This is a genomic window from Rhizobium viscosum, assembly GCF_014873945.1.
GTDB lineage: Bacteria > Pseudomonadota > Alphaproteobacteria > Rhizobiales > Rhizobiaceae > Rhizobium > Rhizobium viscosum.
Genome location: NZ_JADBEC010000001.1, coordinates 1,631,626 through 1,648,473 on the forward strand (window position 1 = coordinate 1,631,626; position 16,848 = coordinate 1,648,473).

Genomic DNA, 16,848 nt, shown 5'->3' on the forward strand with positions numbered 1-16,848 from the left:
GAAGTCTTCAGCTTTGAGGCGTAGAGCGACAAAATGTTTCTAGAGATTTAAGCTTGTGGGAGGCTTTCGAGCGTCCCATCCAACTCTCGCAATATTTGCGCCTCGCTCGGAACACTGTGGGACAGAGATCCGCGCAGCCAGGAACGGTCATTGAGATAGTTGGCCATGAAGCCCTGTTTCGTGATTGCGAAACTTGCCGGCGACAGGATGGCTTTCGCGGCAAGAAGGAAGCGATACAGGCCCATGAATACGTTCGTCCAATCCTCCCAGGCGCCGTCGCGGGGCCTGTCCGCGGCGAAGTAATTCAAGGGATAGTCGAAGAACATCGCCCTATTCTTCTCGAGCGCCAGCAGGAGAGGCACGGCATAGAGATGCAGCGTGTTTCGGAAAGCAGCAAGCTTCCCGAGATTTTCGATGATGAAGCTGCTCCGGTAGAGAAGGCCGACATGTCGGGGAACGCAGCCGAGGAAGTGCCGGCGAAACGCTTCCGGCTCGTCCATCAGCTTGGGATTGGTATAGAATGATGGCGACAACGTATATGTCAGCTCGGTCGCGAGCATGTCTGCCGATCTGTATTCGCAATGATTGAACAGAACGGCATCGTGTTGCTGCTTGGCAGCGAGTTCCAGCAGATCGAGCGGATTCACCTGACCGCAGCTGAAAACGTCGTCATCGCTTATGCTGAAGATGAAGTCGTAGTTCCGAGCATGGTCTGCGTAGAAGTGAAACAGGTTGTCGTCGAAGCCGGACCCCTTGTTGGTTACATAGAGATCACAAAGCGGCTCGAGAATGTGTCTGGCGGCGTTGTCGAGTTCGGAATCCGTTACCGCTGTCTCGAAGACGGCGGGGCCGGTATATTTGCTGCGCAGATCCATGATTTGGGAGAGCAGACGCACCAGCTGGATATCGCGCCTATGCGTTGTTATCAGGAGGCATATTTTCATGGTGTTAAGCTTTCCCGGGTGTTGTCCTAGTCAACTCGACTGGTTCTTTTGGTCCATGCCTGCGTCAGTTCGTTGTTTCCGCACCACTCAATTGTCGCGCGTATTCAAGAAACTTTGATAGGTTTGCTTGAGACCGGTCATCAGCGGACGGGCATTGTTCCAGCCAAGTTCATGCAGGCGCCGAAGATCGGCTAGCTTGCGCGGCGTCCCGTCCGGTCGCGTGGTATCGAAGGTGAGCGAACCATCGAAGCCGATCGTCTTGCTCACGAGGCGGGCAAGCTCGGCAATCGACAATTCCTCACCAGAACCGATATTGATTGGCACCGGACCGGAATAATTGCGCAGCAGGAAAATGACGGCGTCGGCAAGGTCATCCACATGCAGGAATTCCCGCAATGGCGTACCGCTGCCCCAGATCGTCAGTGATTCCGCACTATTGACCTTGGCCTCATGGGCCTTGCGGATCAGGGCCGGCAGAACGTGGCTCGTTTCCAGGTCGTAGTTATCGCCGGGACCGTAGAGATTGGTCGGCTGGGCCGATATGAAATCGCGTCCCTGCTCCTGGCGATAGGCCTGGCAAAGCTTGATGCCGGCAATCTTGGCGATGGCGTACCACTCATTGGTCTTTTCAAGCGGGCCGGTGAGCAGGGATTCCTCGCGGATCGGCTGTTCGGCGTCGCGCGGGTAGATGCAGGTGGAACCGAGAAGAAGAAGCTTGCTCACGTCGGCGCGAGCGGCAGCTTCGATGATATTCGCCTCGATCATGAGGTTGTCGTAGAGAAAGGCAACCGGCGAGGCGCTGTTGGCGGCGATGCCACCAACCCGTGCAGCGGCGACGATGACGGCATCCGGCTTGTTGTCCAGCACCCAGCGACGAGTCGCGGCCTGATCGGTGAGATCGACCTCGCTGCGCGGTGTGGTCAGCACCTCGCAATCCAGCTGCGAGAGCACCCGAACCAGGGCCGAGCCGACCATGCCGCGATGGCCGGCGACCCAGATCCGTTTTCCCTCGATCTGAAAAACCGGGTTCATCCGTCAGTCCTTGTCTCGCTGATGAACCGAATTTGTCGCATGTTCCCGGATATCGGAATTGACCATTTCGACGATCATTTCCTCAAGCGTCGTCGTGGCGCGCCATCCAAGCTCTCTTTCTGCCTTGGTGGGATCGCCCAGCAGCAGATCGACCTCCGTCGGACGGAAATAGCGCGGATCGACCTCGATCAGGCAGCGATCGGTGCCACGAACGTAACCGCGCTCATCCACGCCCTTACCGCGCCATTCTATATCCATGCCTGCGACCCGGAAAGCGGTATCCACGAACTCGCGCACGCTGACGGTACGCCCCGTCGCCAGCACGTAGTCGCCCGGGTTGTCCTGCTGCAGTATACGCCACATGCCCTCGACGTAGTCGCGAGCATGGCCCCAATCGCGCATAGAATCCAGATTGCCGAGATAAAGGCGATCCTGATCACCTGCGGCAATCGCCGCCACGGCGCGAGTGATCTTGCGCGTCACGAAGGTTTCGCCGCGGCGCGGGCTTTCGTGGTTGAAGAGAATGCCGTTCGAGGCATGCATTCCATAGGATTCGCGGTAGTTGACCGTGATCCAGTATGCATAGAGCTTGGCCACACCATAGGGTGAACGCGGATAGAAAGGGGTCGTTTCCTTCTGCGGTGTCTCCACCACTTTGCCATAGAGTTCAGAGGTCGAGGCCTGATAGAAGCGCGTTTTGTCCATGCGCAGGATGCGCAGGGCTTCCAGGATGCGCAACGTGCCCATACCGTCCGCGTTGGCGGTATATTCCGGCGTCTCGAAGCTCACATGGACGTGCGATTGGGCGGCCAGGTTATAGATCTCATCCGGCTGCACTTCCTGGATCAGGCGGATCAGATTGGTGGAATCGGTCATGTCGCCATAGTGCAGCGTGAAGTGGCGATCCACCTCGTGCACGTCTTCATAGAGGTGGTCGACGCGCGCCGTGTTGAAACTCGATGACCGGCGCTTGATGCCGTGTACTTCGTAGCCTTTGGAAAGTAGGAGTTCCGCAAGATAGGAACCGTCCTGTCCGGTTACACCCGTGATCAGCGCGCGCTTTGGAGCCCTATTCGTCATTTGTCTTCGCTCTTAGCAGGGGCGGGCAACAGAGGCGAAGGCGTCGGCCACGCGCGCAATGTCCGCTTCATTCAGATTATGGTGGTTCGGCAGATAGATGCCGTAGTCGTGCACCTTGTCGGCATTCGGAAGGGCGAGCCGCGGATGGTCGCGGAGCCAGAAGGGATGGCGCGCAATGTTGCCGCAGATCAGCGGCCGGCACTCGATGTCGAGCGCGTTGATGTGCTTGTAGGTTTCCAGCCGGTTCTCGATGAAGGTGCCGTAGGCGAAGGACGACAGGACCTCCGTATCCCCCGACTGGGAGAAGAAGTCCGGCAATGCCTTGCGGTAAAGGTCGAAATTGATACGGCGGCGTTCGACGATCTGATCGAGCTTCCTGAGCTGCGACCGACCGAGGAATGCCTGCAGGTCTGTGGAGCGCAAGTTATAGCCGGCATGGTAGAAGGTGTAGAGGTTCTTGAACTCGTCGACCCCATTCTCCTCCGCCAGAGATTGGCGCAGTTCCGGCTTGAGATCGCGGCTCCAGCCGTGCGAGCGCAGAGACAGCATCAGCTGGTGCAGATCGGCGTCGTCAGTGACGACCATGCCGCCTTCGATCGTCGAAATATGATGGCCATAGTAGAAGGAGAAGCTGCCTGCCGTGCCGATCGTGCCCAGCTTGCGGCCCTTGTAGGTCGAGCCGAGCGCCTCGCAGGAATCTTCCAGCAGAATGACATCGTAACGCTGGCAGATGTCCCTGATAGCGTCCATGTCACCGGCGTGCCCGAGAACGTGGACGAGGATCAGCAGCGCCGGCGGATCCGTGCGGCAAAGGTCTTCCAGGTGGTTGAGATCGATGCCCAGCGACTTCGAATCGCAATCGCAGAGGCGTACATCGAAGCCGAGCTGCAGCAGCGGCGAAACCGTGGTGACCCAGCTGACGCCAGCGGCGATCGCCTTGGTGTTGCGCAGGCGGCCCGCTTCCTTGAGTGCCGCAATCATTAAAAGGTTCGCCGATGAGCCGGAATTGACATAGACCGCGTGGCGGCAATTCATCCAGACAGCGAATTCCTGCTCGAAGGCGAGCGTCTGCTCGGCCTTGGTCAGGCGGTTGCCTGCGAGCATCCATTCGGAGAGTGCCTCGAGTTCACCCTGATCGATGGTTTCCTCTGCAAGGCGGATTGGACGATCTTGAGTGACTAAGCGGATTGGACGCCCTACGGTCATTACGATGCCTCCCTGATACGCACAGCGCGCATCACTTTCATTTCGAGATAGTGCCGGGTAACTTCTGCGTAAGCGGCGCGCAGTCGCGCAGTCTTCTCGCCGGATGCGAAGGCGTCGATGGTGATCGAACCCTCGTGGAAGCGGAAGAAGGCAAGCGGTTCACGCACGAAGCCGATCGCTGGATAGCGCAGCATTGAAAGCAGCGAGACGAAAGCATCCGGGCCGACGCCACGATATTCGTTGATCTGAAGCGGCAATCGCCCCGGATAGAGCGCGTCGATCAGGATCTGTCGGCGATAGAGCGCTGCGCCAGGCGAGATAAGCGAGCCGAGAATCTGTCTTTCCAGCGCATCGACCGGATAGGTGCCGGTCGCCGGCAGCCAGTCGGTGAATTGACGAAGCTTGGTGGGCAGGCCGGGGCCGTCGGACACGTCGGCGCCCGTGAAGGCGAAGCCGGTTTCCGGCGTGATAACGGAAAGGCATGCCTCGATGAAGGTCGGTGCGATCCAGTCGTCGTCGTATTGCAGATGGACGAATTCTCCGCTGGTATGCAGCACACCTTCAAGCCAGCAGAAATGTGGGCCGAAGTCACGCTCACGGCGGATGTAGAGGATGCGGTCGCCGTAGGCCTCGGCGACCTCCGGCGTATCGTCGGTCGAGCCGTGGTCGACGACGATGACCTCGCATGCTCTCGTTTGGTTCAAGGCGCTGTCTATGGCGACAGGCAGCATTCCTGCTCGGTTAAAGGTCGGAATGACAATGGAAACAGTCTCAGACATCAGCGTCTCCTAGTAACTGTCTAAGCCGCGAGATATCGGCCACGAGGGTGTCGGAGCCGCCGGTCGCCCTGATATCGAGCGGCCGGGAACTGAACCCCTGAACAAAATCGCGGATGGTTGTGCCGCGGCCGGAGCCGACATTGACGGCTCCTGTTGCGGAGGAAAGGGCGAGACGCACGACAAGCGCCGCCGCATCCGCCGCCGGCAGAAAATCTCTGACGCTGTCACCACCCGGAAGCATGAACGGCTGGCTCAGGTCCTCTTCTGCCAGCCGACGCTCGATGGATGGCCGAAGGAACGAGCCGGTTTGCGCTGGATCGTGAATCGAGAAAACGCGTGCCGCACAATAGGCGCGGCCGGATACCTCGCAAATGTCGGCCGCAACACTCTCGCCGACCCATTTTGTCCGTCCGTAGAAAGAGGGTGGCGCCTTTTCGGCGTCCTCAGCTATCGGCAGATCCGACGGCGCATAGATATGGCTTGATGAGCAGTAGAGGAACGTGGCCGGGTGCCTCTCGAGCGCCGAGAGGAGATTGATCGTACCGCCGACATTCACGGCATAGGCACGGGCAGGATCTGCCTTGACCGATGCCACCGGCACCAAGGCTGCTAGATGAATAACCTTATCGATCGGCTGAAGGGCGGCGATTGCCGCTCGCATCGCATCCAGATCCGTGAGGTCCGCCTTGTTGACGATCACATCGGCGCCTGGCGCGAATTGGGCGAGATGCCTGATGACATGCCTGCCCAGGATGCCGCCTGCCCCGGTTACCAGGACCCGCATGGACGCACCTCTCGATGAACTGCGCACCCCGCCGAGAGCCTTCGGCTGGCAGAGGTCAGGTCGCGCTTTTGCTGCATCCAATTTCCTTATTTCCCGCTGGGGCGCATCCTTGGCGACACAACGAATATGTAAAAATGCCGATTTCAGATGACCGCGTGGCCGCCCCCAGGATTTCTAAGCACGGCAATTGACGCGAATGCCCGGCTCATGCCATCTCCTTCATGGTTAACACCAATGCCGCCTCTGCCATGCGCGAACCTTGCGCGAAAGGAATTGCCCGAGATGCATTTTATTAAAGCAAGGACGCAGAGTGATAATGAGACGGCGCTGGTTACGGTGTTCTGTGCGGTATGGCACCGTCAGAACAACAAGCTGGACCTGCTGAAGTCGCACTACATAAACCTGCGCCAACAAAGTGTCGGCGTGCGCATCATCTATATCTTCGACAATGGTGATATGCCGCCCGAATGGCTGGACGCGGACTGTTACGTCTTCTCTCAGGCACTCTCTATCTACGAGGCTTGGTCGGCGGCAGTGGCATTGAGCAATTCACTGTTCGTGATGAACCTCAATATGGATGACCGCCTGGCCACAAATGCGGTCGAGCTCCTGGTCGGAGCAGCTTGCGCTTCTTCCGCCGGAATGGTTGGAGGCGAGTGGCTGGTCTGCTTTGATAATTCCCATCTCGATGAGCCTTTCAAAGCGCCGATACTGACGGCGTCCGAATTTGCGCCGGACTGGCCTCCGAAGCCGCGTGAACGCCTGAGGCTTGGATCGGGTACCGGTGAGCGCGGTACTTTCGGTCCGGCAACACTCTGGAGCCCGAAAATGGTCGGGAAATACTATCCGAGCTACTTCGGCGACGGATCCCTTATCAGATCGGTCGGCGATGCACTGTTCTGGCATGTGTTCCAGCAAAAGAACCTGAAAACCGTTCGCCTGCCGCTCTTGATCGGGAAATATTTCTCTTCGCCGTCCGATCAGGCGGAGTTTCGGGCCAACCAGGACAATGAGCTGTATCAGCGCTACGGTCTCTCCAACGTGTCCTTTGCCGACCGTATCCTTGGTGGCGAAGTGCCGCAATTGGCATTTCAGCCCGCTGGCTGAAGATTGATGCGGCCAAAAGATTGTTTGCAGTCGCCGTCAATTCATTGAACGGTGATCAAGCTATCTCTCCTTACAGGCAATAACCTCGCGGGGACTTGCTGCGGTTTTCACCGCACCGGCTGATAATGGCCGCGCAGCGGCACCCGGCTGTCCATAGACACGACGCCGTCGCGCTCGCAGACATACATCAAAGTCGGCATGCCGCCGGAGCGGAAAATCTGGTCGTAGCGGCGGCGGATTTGTACCGTCTCGGTGTGGCAGTCGTACGATTCTTCCACCTTCTTGTCCGGCTGCGCTTTCACGCCCGGAAGATCCTTGTAGGGATAGAGCGGCTGCACGGCCTGCTTGCCGGAATTCTGCCAGTCTATGGCAAAGGCGGGCGCAGCCGAAGCGCCGGCAACAAGCGACAGCAGGAGAACCGCAGCGAACCGCATCACAACCTCTTTCACGGGCGTCTTTCGTTCGGTGCCCATGTCCAGGATGTAGGAAGATCGGAAGTCGCCATCAAGCGGAAGCGCGGGCGGGCTTGCGGAAATAACTTCTGATGATCGGATGAGAAAAGAGGCCGGCGAGGATTGCAAAACCGGCACCGACGGCAAAACCGGCAAGAAGGCCGCCGATCATGCCTGCGACCATGATGACTTTCTTGCTCGGCCCATCTGCCTTGACGGGAACTTCGGCGGGCGAGACGACGCGGATATTGCTTTGGCTCAGGTTCTGCTCTTCGCTGGTCTCGCCGGAACGCTTCAGAACTGATTCGTAAAGTTCGCGGGCGGCCGTCGCCTTGCGCTGCAGCTCGTTCAGTTGCACTTGTTTGTCCGAGGTCGTTGCCTGCAGGGCTTTCTGCACTGCCAGCTCCTTGGCGATATCGTCTTCGGCCTTCTTGGCCTGCTCATATTCGGCTCTTGCCGAGGTCGCGACCCTCTGGAGTTCGCCTTTGATCTCCACCCCGATGCTGTCAAGCGAGGAACGGGCTGCCTGAAGGCGCGGATGACGCGAACCCATCTGGCTCTGCAGGCTGCCGACGATTGCGGCCTGGGCGGCATATTGCTGCCGCAGGCTGACGAGCGGTGATGTGCCTGTGGCGCCATCCGTCTGGCTGCCGGCAACGACATCTTCGACCCGCAGATTTGCGGCGGCGTCGGCGCGGGCCTTGGCCTGAATGGTCTTTTCCTGGGCGGTGACGAGCAGCGTATTCAGGGACGAAAGGCGCTGATCGGAGATCAGATTGCCCTCGGTCGCCGCCATGTCGTTGTCGGCGCGGAAGGTTTCGACCGCCTGCTCCGCTTCCTGCACCTTGCCGCGCAGATCGTCGAGACGGCCGTCGAGTGCCGACGAGGTGGTCTCGTAAAGGCCTGATGATGCGCTGCTTTCCTCCTGCATGAAGGAGGTGACGACCTGGTTTGCGAGCTTCGCGGATTTTTCCGGATCACGCGTCGTCGCGGCAAGCGAGACCACGTAGGTGTTATTCTCGCGTGTGATCAGCAGAGCCTTCTGAAGGGTGCCGATGATGGCGGCGCCATCCGTCCTGCCGCCGGTGAATTCCGGATCCTGGTCGAGCTTCATGGCGTCGGCAACGCGACGCAATACGTTGCCCGAGGTCAGCAGCTGAACCTGGCTGTCGATCAGCGTCGAAATCATTTCCGGCGACGGGGCCGCATTCTGCGAGCCGCTGTCGGCAAGGCCGATCTGGCGCGGATCGAAATAGAGGGCGGCAACGGCGGTGAATTTCTGCGGAATACGGGGCGCGATCACCGCGCCGGCGGCAGCACCGACAAGGCAAAGACCGGCAATGATCAGGCGCCTACTCCAGACGGCGGCAACGGCAGATCTGATATCCAGCAATGGCCCGGCGACATCTGGCGCCTGCTCGACCACAGGCTCTGGTGCTGGCGAGGGTTCGGGGACGGCAGGAATATCGCGGCGCGGCGGCGGCGCGGCGCGGCTTTCCGATACTGTCGGGCGAACCGGAGGAGGACCGGGCTCGGGAGCCGGTGGAGGCGGAACGAAATCGGTCGGCCGGATGATCGGGCTGCGCGCACGGGTGCCTTCAGGCGCAGGCTGAGACGACTCATAACTGCGCCAGGCAGGCAGGCGGCTCACCCTGTTCCCGTCATACTGATTCATAACACCGCATCCGCCCGGCAAGAAAGGACGGCCGAGACAGAGCGACTTTAGAAATTCTTAGCTAACGGACCGTTAAGATGCCGGCATCGAAGCCGACGTGGCGACCTGCCGCGACCCGCGAGGATAGCCATGAAACGGAAAAGACTGCTGCACAGGCTGCTGGTTGCCGCCGTCACGGCCATTTCGTCCACTGCCCATGCCGCTGACGCACCACTTTGCTATTATGGCGTCAATCTCTCCGGCGCCGAATATGGCGAGCGCGGTGGCATCTACGGCACGAATTATACCTACCCGACCGAAGAAACGATCAGCTATTTCGCGAAGAAGGGCATGACGATCATCCGCCTGCCCTTCCGCTGGGAGCGGCTGCAGCCGACGCTTGGCGCGCGGCTCGATGATGATGAACTGCAGCGCTTGAAGGACACGGTTGCGCTGGTTCGCAAGCACAAGATAAACGTGCTGCTCGATCCGCACAATTTCGGCTATTACGACAAGGGCCAGGTCGGCAAGCCGCCAGCAACGAATGCGGCCTTTGCCGATTTCTGGGCGCGGCTTTCCGTCGAATTTGCCAATCAGGACGGCGTGCTTTTCGGGCTGATGAACGAGCCGCACGACATTCCCGCGACCGACTGGCTGAAAGCTGCCAACGCCGCGATCCGCGGCATTCGAGCGGTCGGCGCGCGCAATCTCATCCTTGTTCCCGGCACTGCCTGGAGCGGAGCGGCAAGCTGGGAAACCGATGTGATCGGCGGCGCGAACGGAACCGTCATGCTCGGCATGCGTGATCCGCTCGATTTCTACGCCTATGAATTCCATCAGTATCTCGACGCGGATTCCTCCGGCACGCACGAGACCTGCGAGGGCGCAAAGGCCGCGACCGATGCCATCACCAACGTAACCGCGTGGCTGAAGACGAACGGCAAACGCGGCTTCCTCGGTGAATTCGGCGCATCCGCAAATCCGGATTGCCTCGATGGCCTGAAGACCATGCTCACCACCATGTCCGACAATAGCGACGTCTGGCTCGGCTTCTCCTATTGGGCAGCAGGGGAATGGTGGCCGGCGACCGAACCCTTCAACGTGCAGCCGCGTGATACACCCGAGCGCCCGCAATTGCGCCTGCTTGAGCAGATGGTGGCCAGACATGCGCCCGTCTGCGCAGCGGTAAAGCCTGCGGGGAAGTGACATGGCAGCAATCGGAGAAACGAGCACGAGATTCGAAACTGTCACAGATGCGGCCGGCCCGGCTTCGCGTCTCGATTACCCTGTTTTGATCCTCGGGCTGCTCTCGGTTCTCTACAATGGCATCCTGGCCTTCATAAACCACAACGTCATGCCGCTTTCGATGACGCATGTTGCGGCCAGCGAAGGCCTGATCATGGCGAGCGCAATCATCTATATCCTGCATAAAGGGATCTACGAGGAGGACCTTCCGGCCCTCCTGTTCATGCTCTTCACGCTGATCGTGACAGTCTATGTCAGCGTGCTCAACCGCATGGCCTTTATCGATCATTTCCGCAACGTGCTGATCATCTTCTGCTTCACGGGGCTTGGAGGCTGGTGCAACGAGCGGACGCTGAAGCTGATCTTCCGTGTGGCCTGTTTCATGGTGCTGCTTTTCCTGATCTTCGAGATCATCAGCGTGCCCTTCTATGTCAGTATCGTGCATCCCTCGGACTATTTCGCCAATACGCGCGGGCTGAAGCCGCTCAGCTTCAACACAACCGGTCTTTTCCAGAATGCACTCGGCTTTCCCGGCCGATTCTCATTCGGCATCATCGATCACCGCTCGTCCTCGATCTTCCTGGAGCAGGTATCGCTCGCCAATTTCTGCGGCGTGATCGCGGTCTATCTGATTTCGATGTGGGATCGGCTGACGCGGACCGACCGGACGCTGGCGATCGCAACCGCGCTGCTGATCCTCACGACCAACGATACCCGCACGATGCTGATCTTCTGCATCTGCTGTATCGGCGGCTATTTCGTCTTTCCGAAAATTCCCAAGGCCTTCAATCTGGCGCTGATGCCGCTCATCGTCTGCGCCGGCTTCCTCGTCTACACGAAAGACCCCAATGCGATCGGCGACAATTTCACCGGGCGCATCAACCTGACGATGAAGAAACTGATGGATCTCGATCCGCTGGCGATCCTCGGGCTTTCGGTCGACAAAGTCGCCGAATTCGCCGATAGCGGCTATGTCTATCTCGTCTATGGAGCGACGATCTTCGGCGTCATCGCCTTCTGGCTGTTCGTCTGCCTGTTTCCCGCGGGCACGAGCCCGGCACAAAGGCGCTGCGCCCATTCACTTTCTCTTTTCATTTTTCTGAATATGATGATCGGGGGAACGGCAATCTTCTCGATGAAGATCGCCGGCCTCCTCTGGCTTGTCATCGGGTTCATGCGTTTCCGCGACACGCCACGCATCCGGCAGGGTCGTCCGGCAAATGTACTGAGTTGACGAAGCGGCCTGCCCGAAGGGCGATCCGCGAGAGCCTGTGGGAGCAAGACACCGGATGCTTGTCCAGCTGCAATATCTGCGTGCCATCGCGGCGCTGATGGTCGTTTACTTCCATGCCATCCTGCAGCTTGCCAAGGTCAATCCCGCCATCGACGCGACCTCGTTCATCTATGGCGAAACGGGTGTCGATATCTTCTTCGTGCTCAGCGGGTTCGTGATGTGGCTGACCACGAGCGGGCGCGCCATGACGCCGGTCGATTTCGCACGCAAGCGCATCAAAAGGATCGTGCCGCTCTACTGGCTGGCGACGCTGTTTTCGGCGGCTGTGGCGCTCATCGCGCCATCGCTCCTCAAGTCGACAGCCTTCGATCTGCCGCATCTGATGGCCTCGCTGCTCTTCATACCGTGGATCAACCCGGTCGACCCGACGATGATCGCGCCTGTCATCGTGCCCGGCTGGACGCTGAATTACGAAATGTTCTTCTATTTCGTCTTCGCACTGCTGTTGCCGATCCGCGAGGACTATCGGCTGCCCGCTCTCTGCGGTGCCTTTGCAGCCATCCTGATCGTCTGCCACCTGCTGCCGGAAACGACAGCCACCAAATTCTACGGCGAGCCCATCATTCTCGAATTTCTGGCCGGCGCGGTGCTCGGTTGGCTCTATCTCCAGAAGCTTCTGCTGCCGCAGCGCTGGGCCTGGGTTCTCCTGGCCGTCGGCTTCGCCTTCCTCTTTATCAACGAGGATCTGATGCGACCGGACGACCGTTATTATAGTTGGGGCATACCGGCGATCTTCATCGTCTACAGCGCCATATCCATCGACTTCTCGAAACTGCCCTTTGTCGGGTGGCTCAACTATCTCGGCGACGCCTCCTACGAAATCTACATCACGCATGCCTTCACGCTGGCGTTCCTCCGGATCATCGCCAATCATTTCCCGATCGGCGCGCTTCAGCAGCCTGTTATCTTCGTGATCCTCTGCCTCGTGCTCTCTTCCATCGTGGGGGCGATCATTCACGAAATCATCACCCCACGCAGAAAAGTCCGGATCGCCAACCGGCCAGCCACCTGACGTCAAAACATCAGAAGGCGAGGACGGGATTTCGAACGGCGCAGGCAGAACGGAATCCCGCGCGGCCTGTCATAAGCTTGCGGCCATGAAAGCAAATGCCGCAGGCATGAAAGTTCGGCTTGCAATTTATTGCAGAAATGAAAGCGTGCCGGCCTGTTCGCCGCCGCGGCTTTGATCTAAGCACGGCCCGGCGGCTGGAGAGAGGGAAGAGGACATGACGGACTATGTATTGACGGTAACCTGCAAGTCGACGCGCGGCGTCGTGGCGGCGATTTCGACCTATCTCGCCGAAAAGGGTTGCAACATCATCGACAGTTCGCAGTTCGACGACCTCGATACCGGCAAATTCTTCATGCGCGTCAGCTTCATCTCCGAAGAGGGCGTCACCCTTGCGGAGATCAAGGAAGGCTTCAAGCCGATCTACGAGAAGTTCGGCATGGATGCGGAAGTGCATGACGGGAGCGAGCGCCTGAAGGTGCTCCTGATGGTCTCCCGTTTCGGCCACTGTCTCAACGACCTGCTCTACCGCTGGAAGATCGGCGCTTTGCCGATCGACATCGTCGGCGTCGTCTCCAACCATTTCGATTACCAGAAGGTCGTCGTCAACCACGACATCCCCTTCCACCACATCAAGGTGACGAAGGAAAACAAGCCGCAGGCCGAAGCACAGCTGCTGGATCTCGTCGAGCAGACCGGCACGGAGCTCGTCGTTCTCGCCCGCTACATGCAGGTCCTGTCGGATGCCATGTGCCGGAAAATGTCTGGCCGCATCATCAATATCCACCATTCCTTCCTGCCAAGCTTCAAGGGCGCCAACCCCTACAAGCAGGCCTATGAGCGCGGCGTGAAGCTGATCGGCGCCACGGCGCATTACGTGACAGCCGATCTCGACGAAGGCCCGATCATCGAGCAGGACACGGCCCGCATCACGCATGCGCAGTCGGCCGAAGATTATGTCTCGATCGGCCGCGATGTCGAAAGCCAGGTGCTGGCGCGCGCCATCCATGCGCATATTCATCGCCGCGTCTTCCTCAATGGCAACCGCACGATCGTCTTCCCCGCCAGCCCCGGAAGCTACGCCTCCGAACGCATGGGTTGAGACAAACAATCCGTTTTCGCCAAATCCGCGGCTAGAGCGCCGTGCGTCCATTCGGATGCACGGCGCTCTAGCTCTTTTAACCTACGCATCAGGCTTTCCGAAAATCGATTACGATTTTCGGGCCGATGCTGTCGTGCAATCTTCCGTTGCTTGTCGGCAAGTGCTTGATTATCTGTTTCAATAGGTAATCGAATCATGCCGCGGAGGGGTGCCATGACCGAGGAAGCGCTTGTGGACCGCATGGCGCTGCCGCGCCCCGAGATTGCCGCTTCCGAAGCGGCGGATATTCTGCTGTCCCATTACGGACTTTCCGGCACGCTGTCCGAACTTGGCAGCCAGCAGGACCGCAATTACCGGCTCGACACGGAAGACGGCCGCTATGTCCTGAAGATCTGCCATGCCGCCTACGAGACCGAAGAGCTCGAAGCGCAGAATGCGGCGATCCACCATTTGCGTGCCAAGGCGGATGCGCCCCGTGTTCCCAACGTGATAGCGTCCACCGAGGGGCAGGAGATCGTTTCCGTCAGCGTGCGGGAGCAGGATTATCAGGTCCGTCTGCTGGAATATCTCGAAGGCGAAGGCCTGACGCACCGTGCCTATCTGGCACCGGCCTCGGTCGCGGCGCTCGGCGCGCTCTGTGCACGTCTGGCCGAGGCACTTGCCGATTTCACCCATCCCGGACTCGACCGCAGCCTGCAATGGGACCTGCGCCGCGCCGGGCCTGTGGCCGTGCAGCTGCTTTCCTCCATTACCGACAGCGCCGCACGCGACAGGATCGCCAAGACGATGGTCATGGCCGTGCGCCGCATCCAGCCGCTTGCGCCATCGCTGCGGCTTCAGGCGGTTCATCACGACGTGACGGGTGATAATGTCGTCAGCCACCCTGATGTGCATGGGCGGCCTGTTCCTGATGGAGTGATCGATTTCGGCGACATCATCCGCGGCTGGCTGGTCGGCGACCTTGCCGTCACCTGCGCCTCGCTGCTGCATCAGGCAGACGGCGACCCCTTTTACACTTTGCCGGCGGTGAAAGCCTATCACGAGATTTACCCGCTGATCGAGGACGAGCTGAAGGCACTCTGGCCGCTCATTGTGGCGCGCGCCGTCATCCTCGTCGCCAGCAGTGAGCAGCAGATCTCGATCGATCCTGACAATGACTACGTCAGAGGCAATCTGGAGGGCGAGCGGCGCATCTTCGATACTGCGATGTCCGTGCCGTTCGAACTGATGGAAGCGGCTATCCTGAAAGCGGCCGGTCTCGATATAGCCGGTGCCGATACGTCGAACTGGCAGCCGCTCCTGCCGGAGATCGATCCCGCATCCATCGCCTATGTCGATCTCGGCGTGCAGAGCCCGCATTTTTCCGATGGCAACTGGCTCACGACCGACATGGACTGGCGGCTTCTTGCCCGCGCGGCGGCGGAAACGGGAACCGCGGCGACGCGTTACGGCGAATATCGCCTGTCCCGCGCCGGCCTGCACCGTGCAAAAGCCCAGGCAACCTATGCCTTGCATATGGATATCTGCCTTGCGGCGGGCAGTATCGTCGCTGCGCCCTTTGCAGGCCGGATAACCTGGTACGACCAGCATCTGGTCCTCACAGGCGCCGATATGAAGCTGCATATCGACGGCATTGAGCTTTCGGTTGAGGACGGCAGTGAGGTCGCCGCCGGTCAGGGGCTCGGCACCGTCTCCGGCGAGACATCCTCTCTCGGCGGATTGCGCCTGCAGCTTTGCAGCATCGCCGGCTTCGAGCCGCCACTCTTTGCCACACCGCAACAGGCGGATGCGTGGTCCGCGCTCTGCCCCTCGCCTTCGGTACTGCTCGGACCGCGCGCCAACGCGCCGAAACCGGAAGCGGCAGCGCTTTTCGAGCTGCGGCAGGCGCATTTCGCCAGCCCGCAGAAGAATTATTACGCGCGCCCGCCGCAGATCGAGCGCGGCTGGAAGGAGCATCTCTTCGATGTCGAAGGACGCGCCTATCTCGATATGGTCAACAACGTCACGATCCTCGGCCATGGTCATCCGCGCATGGCGGAAGCGATCGGCCAGCAATGGCTGATGCTGAACACCAATTCGCGGTTCCACTATGCCGCCGTCGCGGAATTCTCCGAGAGCCTTGCGTCCCTGGCGCCCGAGGGCCTGGATGCCGTGTTCCTCGTCAACAGCGGCTCGGAAGCCAACGATCTGGCGCTGCGGCTTGCCTGGGCGCATAGCGGCCGACGCAACATGGTCTGCCTGCTGGAGGGCTATCACGGCTGGTCGGTGGCAAGCGACGCCGTCTCCACTTCGATCGCCGACAATCCGCAGGCGTTGACGACACGGCCGGACTGGGTTCACGCCGTCGTTTCGCCCAACACCTATCGCGGCCAGTTCCGCGGGCCGGAGTCGACTGCGGATTATCTCGGCACGGTAATGCCGGTGCTGGAGGCCATTGATGCCGAGGGCGAAGGGCTGGCCGGCTTTATCGCCGAATCGGTCTATGGCAATGCTGGCGGCATTCCACTGCCCGACGGCTATCTGACGGAAGTCTACCGGCAGGTGCGGGAGCGCGGCGGCCTCTGCATCGCCGACGAGGTACAGGTGGGCTACGGGCGGCTTGGCCACTATTTCTGGGGCTTCGAGCAGCAAGGCGTCGTGCCTGATATCATCACCATTGCCAAGGGCATGGGCGATGGTCATCCGCTTGGCGCCGTCATTACGACGAAGGAGATCGCCGCTTGCCTGGAGAAGGAAGGCTATTTCTTCTCGTCGGCCGGCGGCAGCCCGGTCAGTTGCGTTGCCGGCATGACGGTTCTCGATGTCATGGCCGAGGAGCGGCTGCAGGACAATGCCCGGGAGGTGGGCGACCATCTGAAGGCGCGGCTGGCGGCACTCATCGACCGCTATCCGATTGTGGGCGCCGTGCATGGCATGGGCCTCTATCTCGGCCTCGAATTCGTGCGCGACAGAGTGACGCTGGAGCCGGCGAGCGAAGAGACGGCGGCGATCTGCGATCGACTCTTGGAACTCGGCGTCATCATGCAGCCGACGGGTGATCACCTGAACGTGTTGAAGATCAAACCGCCACTCTGCCTGAGCGAACAAAGTGCCGATTTCTTCGTCGACATGCTGGAAAAGGTGCTTCGGGAAGGCTGGTAGACAAGGAACTGCGGCCATT

At 59.8% G+C, this 16,848-nt stretch carries 14 protein-coding genes; 6 read left to right on the plus strand and 8 right to left on the minus strand.

Going from position 1 to position 16,848, the window contains the following annotated elements; translation table 11 throughout:
* Window positions 1–47 precede the first annotated feature (47 nt).
* From H4W29_RS08235 to H4W29_RS08260, 6 genes are all read right to left on the minus strand, one after another.
* Window positions 48–944, minus strand: coding sequence for a hypothetical protein (locus tag H4W29_RS08235; protein WP_192728492.1), 897 nt, complete (start codon window positions 942–944; stop codon window positions 48–50).
* 87 nt (window positions 945–1,031) lie between these two features.
* Window positions 1,032–1,976: a GDP-L-fucose synthase family protein gene (locus tag H4W29_RS08240; protein WP_210332155.1), complete on the minus strand. Its 945-nt coding sequence runs from the start codon at window positions 1,974–1,976 to the stop codon at window positions 1,032–1,034.
* A 3-nt stretch (window positions 1,977–1,979) separates the two neighbouring features.
* Window positions 1,980–3,056 carry a GDP-mannose 4,6-dehydratase gene (gene gmd / locus H4W29_RS08245; protein WP_192728493.1) on the minus strand — a complete coding sequence of 359 codons (1,077 nt, stop codon included), beginning with the start codon at window positions 3,054–3,056 and terminating at the stop codon, window positions 1,980–1,982.
* Window positions 3,057–3,068: 12 nt separating this feature from the next.
* Complete coding sequence (locus tag H4W29_RS08250; RefSeq protein WP_192728494.1) at window positions 3,069–4,262, minus strand: DegT/DnrJ/EryC1/StrS family aminotransferase; 1,194 nt, start codon at window positions 4,260–4,262, stop codon at window positions 3,069–3,071.
* On the minus strand, window positions 4,262–5,041 hold the full coding sequence (locus H4W29_RS08255) for a glycosyltransferase family 2 protein (protein ID WP_192728495.1): 780 nt from the start codon (window positions 5,039–5,041) through the stop codon (window positions 4,262–4,264). The genes H4W29_RS08250 and H4W29_RS08255 overlap by 1 nt, the downstream gene beginning before the upstream one ends.
* Window positions 5,034–5,825 (minus strand): NAD-dependent epimerase/dehydratase family protein, encoded by a 792-nt coding sequence (locus tag H4W29_RS08260; RefSeq protein ID WP_192728496.1) that lies wholly within the window; start codon window positions 5,823–5,825, stop codon window positions 5,034–5,036. Before H4W29_RS08260 ends, H4W29_RS08255 begins: the two co-directional genes overlap by 8 nt.
* Before the next feature lie 282 nt (window positions 5,826–6,107).
* On the opposite strand from H4W29_RS08260, the gene H4W29_RS08265 reads away from it, so the two are divergent.
* Window positions 6,108–6,932, plus strand: a complete 825-nt coding sequence (locus H4W29_RS08265; RefSeq protein WP_192728497.1) for a glycosyltransferase family 2 protein — start codon at window positions 6,108–6,110, stop codon at window positions 6,930–6,932.
* A gap of 107 nt (window positions 6,933–7,039) precedes the next feature.
* Here H4W29_RS08265 and H4W29_RS08270 read toward each other — a convergent pair whose 3' ends face one another.
* Both H4W29_RS08270 and H4W29_RS08275 read right to left on the minus strand, forming a co-directional pair.
* Window positions 7,040–7,366: a hypothetical protein gene (locus H4W29_RS08270; protein WP_192728498.1), complete on the minus strand. Its 327-nt coding sequence runs from the start codon at window positions 7,364–7,366 to the stop codon at window positions 7,040–7,042.
* Between the two features lie 70 nt (window positions 7,367–7,436).
* Window positions 7,437–9,059: a GumC family protein gene (locus H4W29_RS08275; RefSeq protein WP_192728499.1), complete on the minus strand. Its 1,623-nt coding sequence runs from the start codon at window positions 9,057–9,059 to the stop codon at window positions 7,437–7,439.
* 129 nt (window positions 9,060–9,188) lie between these two features.
* Between H4W29_RS08275 and H4W29_RS08280 the strand changes: the two genes are divergently transcribed.
* The 5 genes from H4W29_RS08280 (at window position 9,189) to H4W29_RS08300 (ending at window position 16,829) form a co-directional block, all read left to right on the plus strand.
* Window positions 9,189–10,244, plus strand: a complete 1,056-nt coding sequence (locus H4W29_RS08280) for a glycoside hydrolase family 5 protein (protein WP_192728500.1) — start codon at window positions 9,189–9,191, stop codon at window positions 10,242–10,244.
* A 1-nt stretch (window position 10,245) separates the two neighbouring features.
* Window positions 10,246–11,517: a hypothetical protein gene (locus H4W29_RS08285; protein WP_192728501.1), complete on the plus strand. Its 1,272-nt coding sequence runs from the start codon at window positions 10,246–10,248 to the stop codon at window positions 11,515–11,517.
* Between the two features lie 55 nt (window positions 11,518–11,572).
* Complete coding sequence (locus H4W29_RS08290; protein ID WP_192728502.1) at window positions 11,573–12,589, plus strand: acyltransferase family protein; 1,017 nt, start codon at window positions 11,573–11,575, stop codon at window positions 12,587–12,589.
* Window positions 12,590–12,803: 214 nt separating this feature from the next.
* Window positions 12,804–13,688, plus strand: a complete 885-nt coding sequence (purU, locus tag H4W29_RS08295; RefSeq protein WP_192728503.1) for a formyltetrahydrofolate deformylase — start codon at window positions 12,804–12,806, stop codon at window positions 13,686–13,688.
* Between the two features lie 213 nt (window positions 13,689–13,901).
* Window positions 13,902–16,829: an aminotransferase gene (locus tag H4W29_RS08300; protein ID WP_192728504.1), complete on the plus strand. Its 2,928-nt coding sequence runs from the start codon at window positions 13,902–13,904 to the stop codon at window positions 16,827–16,829.
* Window positions 16,830–16,848 lie beyond the last annotated feature (19 nt).

Excerpts from the sequence above, each read along its gene's own strand:
- H4W29_RS08235 (WP_192728492.1), bottom strand. The coding sequence starts at position 944 with ATGAAAATATGCCTCCTGATAACAACGCATAGGCGCGATATCCAGCTG.
- H4W29_RS08240 (WP_210332155.1), bottom strand. The coding sequence starts at position 1,976 with ATGAACCCGGTTTTTCAGATCGAGGGAAAACGGATCTGGGTCGCCGGC.
- gmd (WP_192728493.1), bottom strand. The coding sequence starts at position 3,056 with ATGACGAATAGGGCTCCAAAGCGCGCGCTGATCACGGGTGTAACCGGA.
- H4W29_RS08250 (WP_192728494.1), bottom strand. The coding sequence starts at position 4,262 with ATGACCGTAGGGCGTCCAATCCGCTTAGTCACTCAAGATCGTCCAATC.
- H4W29_RS08255 (WP_192728495.1), bottom strand. The coding sequence starts at position 5,041 with ATGTCTGAGACTGTTTCCATTGTCATTCCGACCTTTAACCGAGCAGGA.
- H4W29_RS08260 (WP_192728496.1), bottom strand. The coding sequence starts at position 5,825 with ATGCGGGTCCTGGTAACCGGGGCAGGCGGCATCCTGGGCAGGCATGTC.
- H4W29_RS08265 (WP_192728497.1), top strand. The coding sequence starts at position 6,108 with ATGCATTTTATTAAAGCAAGGACGCAGAGTGATAATGAGACGGCGCTG.
- H4W29_RS08270 (WP_192728498.1), bottom strand. The coding sequence starts at position 7,366 with ATGCGGTTCGCTGCGGTTCTCCTGCTGTCGCTTGTTGCCGGCGCTTCG.
- H4W29_RS08275 (WP_192728499.1), bottom strand. The coding sequence starts at position 9,059 with ATGAATCAGTATGACGGGAACAGGGTGAGCCGCCTGCCTGCCTGGCGC.
- H4W29_RS08280 (WP_192728500.1), top strand. The coding sequence starts at position 9,189 with ATGAAACGGAAAAGACTGCTGCACAGGCTGCTGGTTGCCGCCGTCACG.
- H4W29_RS08285 (WP_192728501.1), top strand. The coding sequence starts at position 10,246 with ATGGCAGCAATCGGAGAAACGAGCACGAGATTCGAAACTGTCACAGAT.
- H4W29_RS08290 (WP_192728502.1), top strand. The coding sequence starts at position 11,573 with ATGCTTGTCCAGCTGCAATATCTGCGTGCCATCGCGGCGCTGATGGTC.
- purU (WP_192728503.1), top strand. The coding sequence starts at position 12,804 with ATGACGGACTATGTATTGACGGTAACCTGCAAGTCGACGCGCGGCGTC.
- H4W29_RS08300 (WP_192728504.1), top strand. The coding sequence starts at position 13,902 with ATGACCGAGGAAGCGCTTGTGGACCGCATGGCGCTGCCGCGCCCCGAG.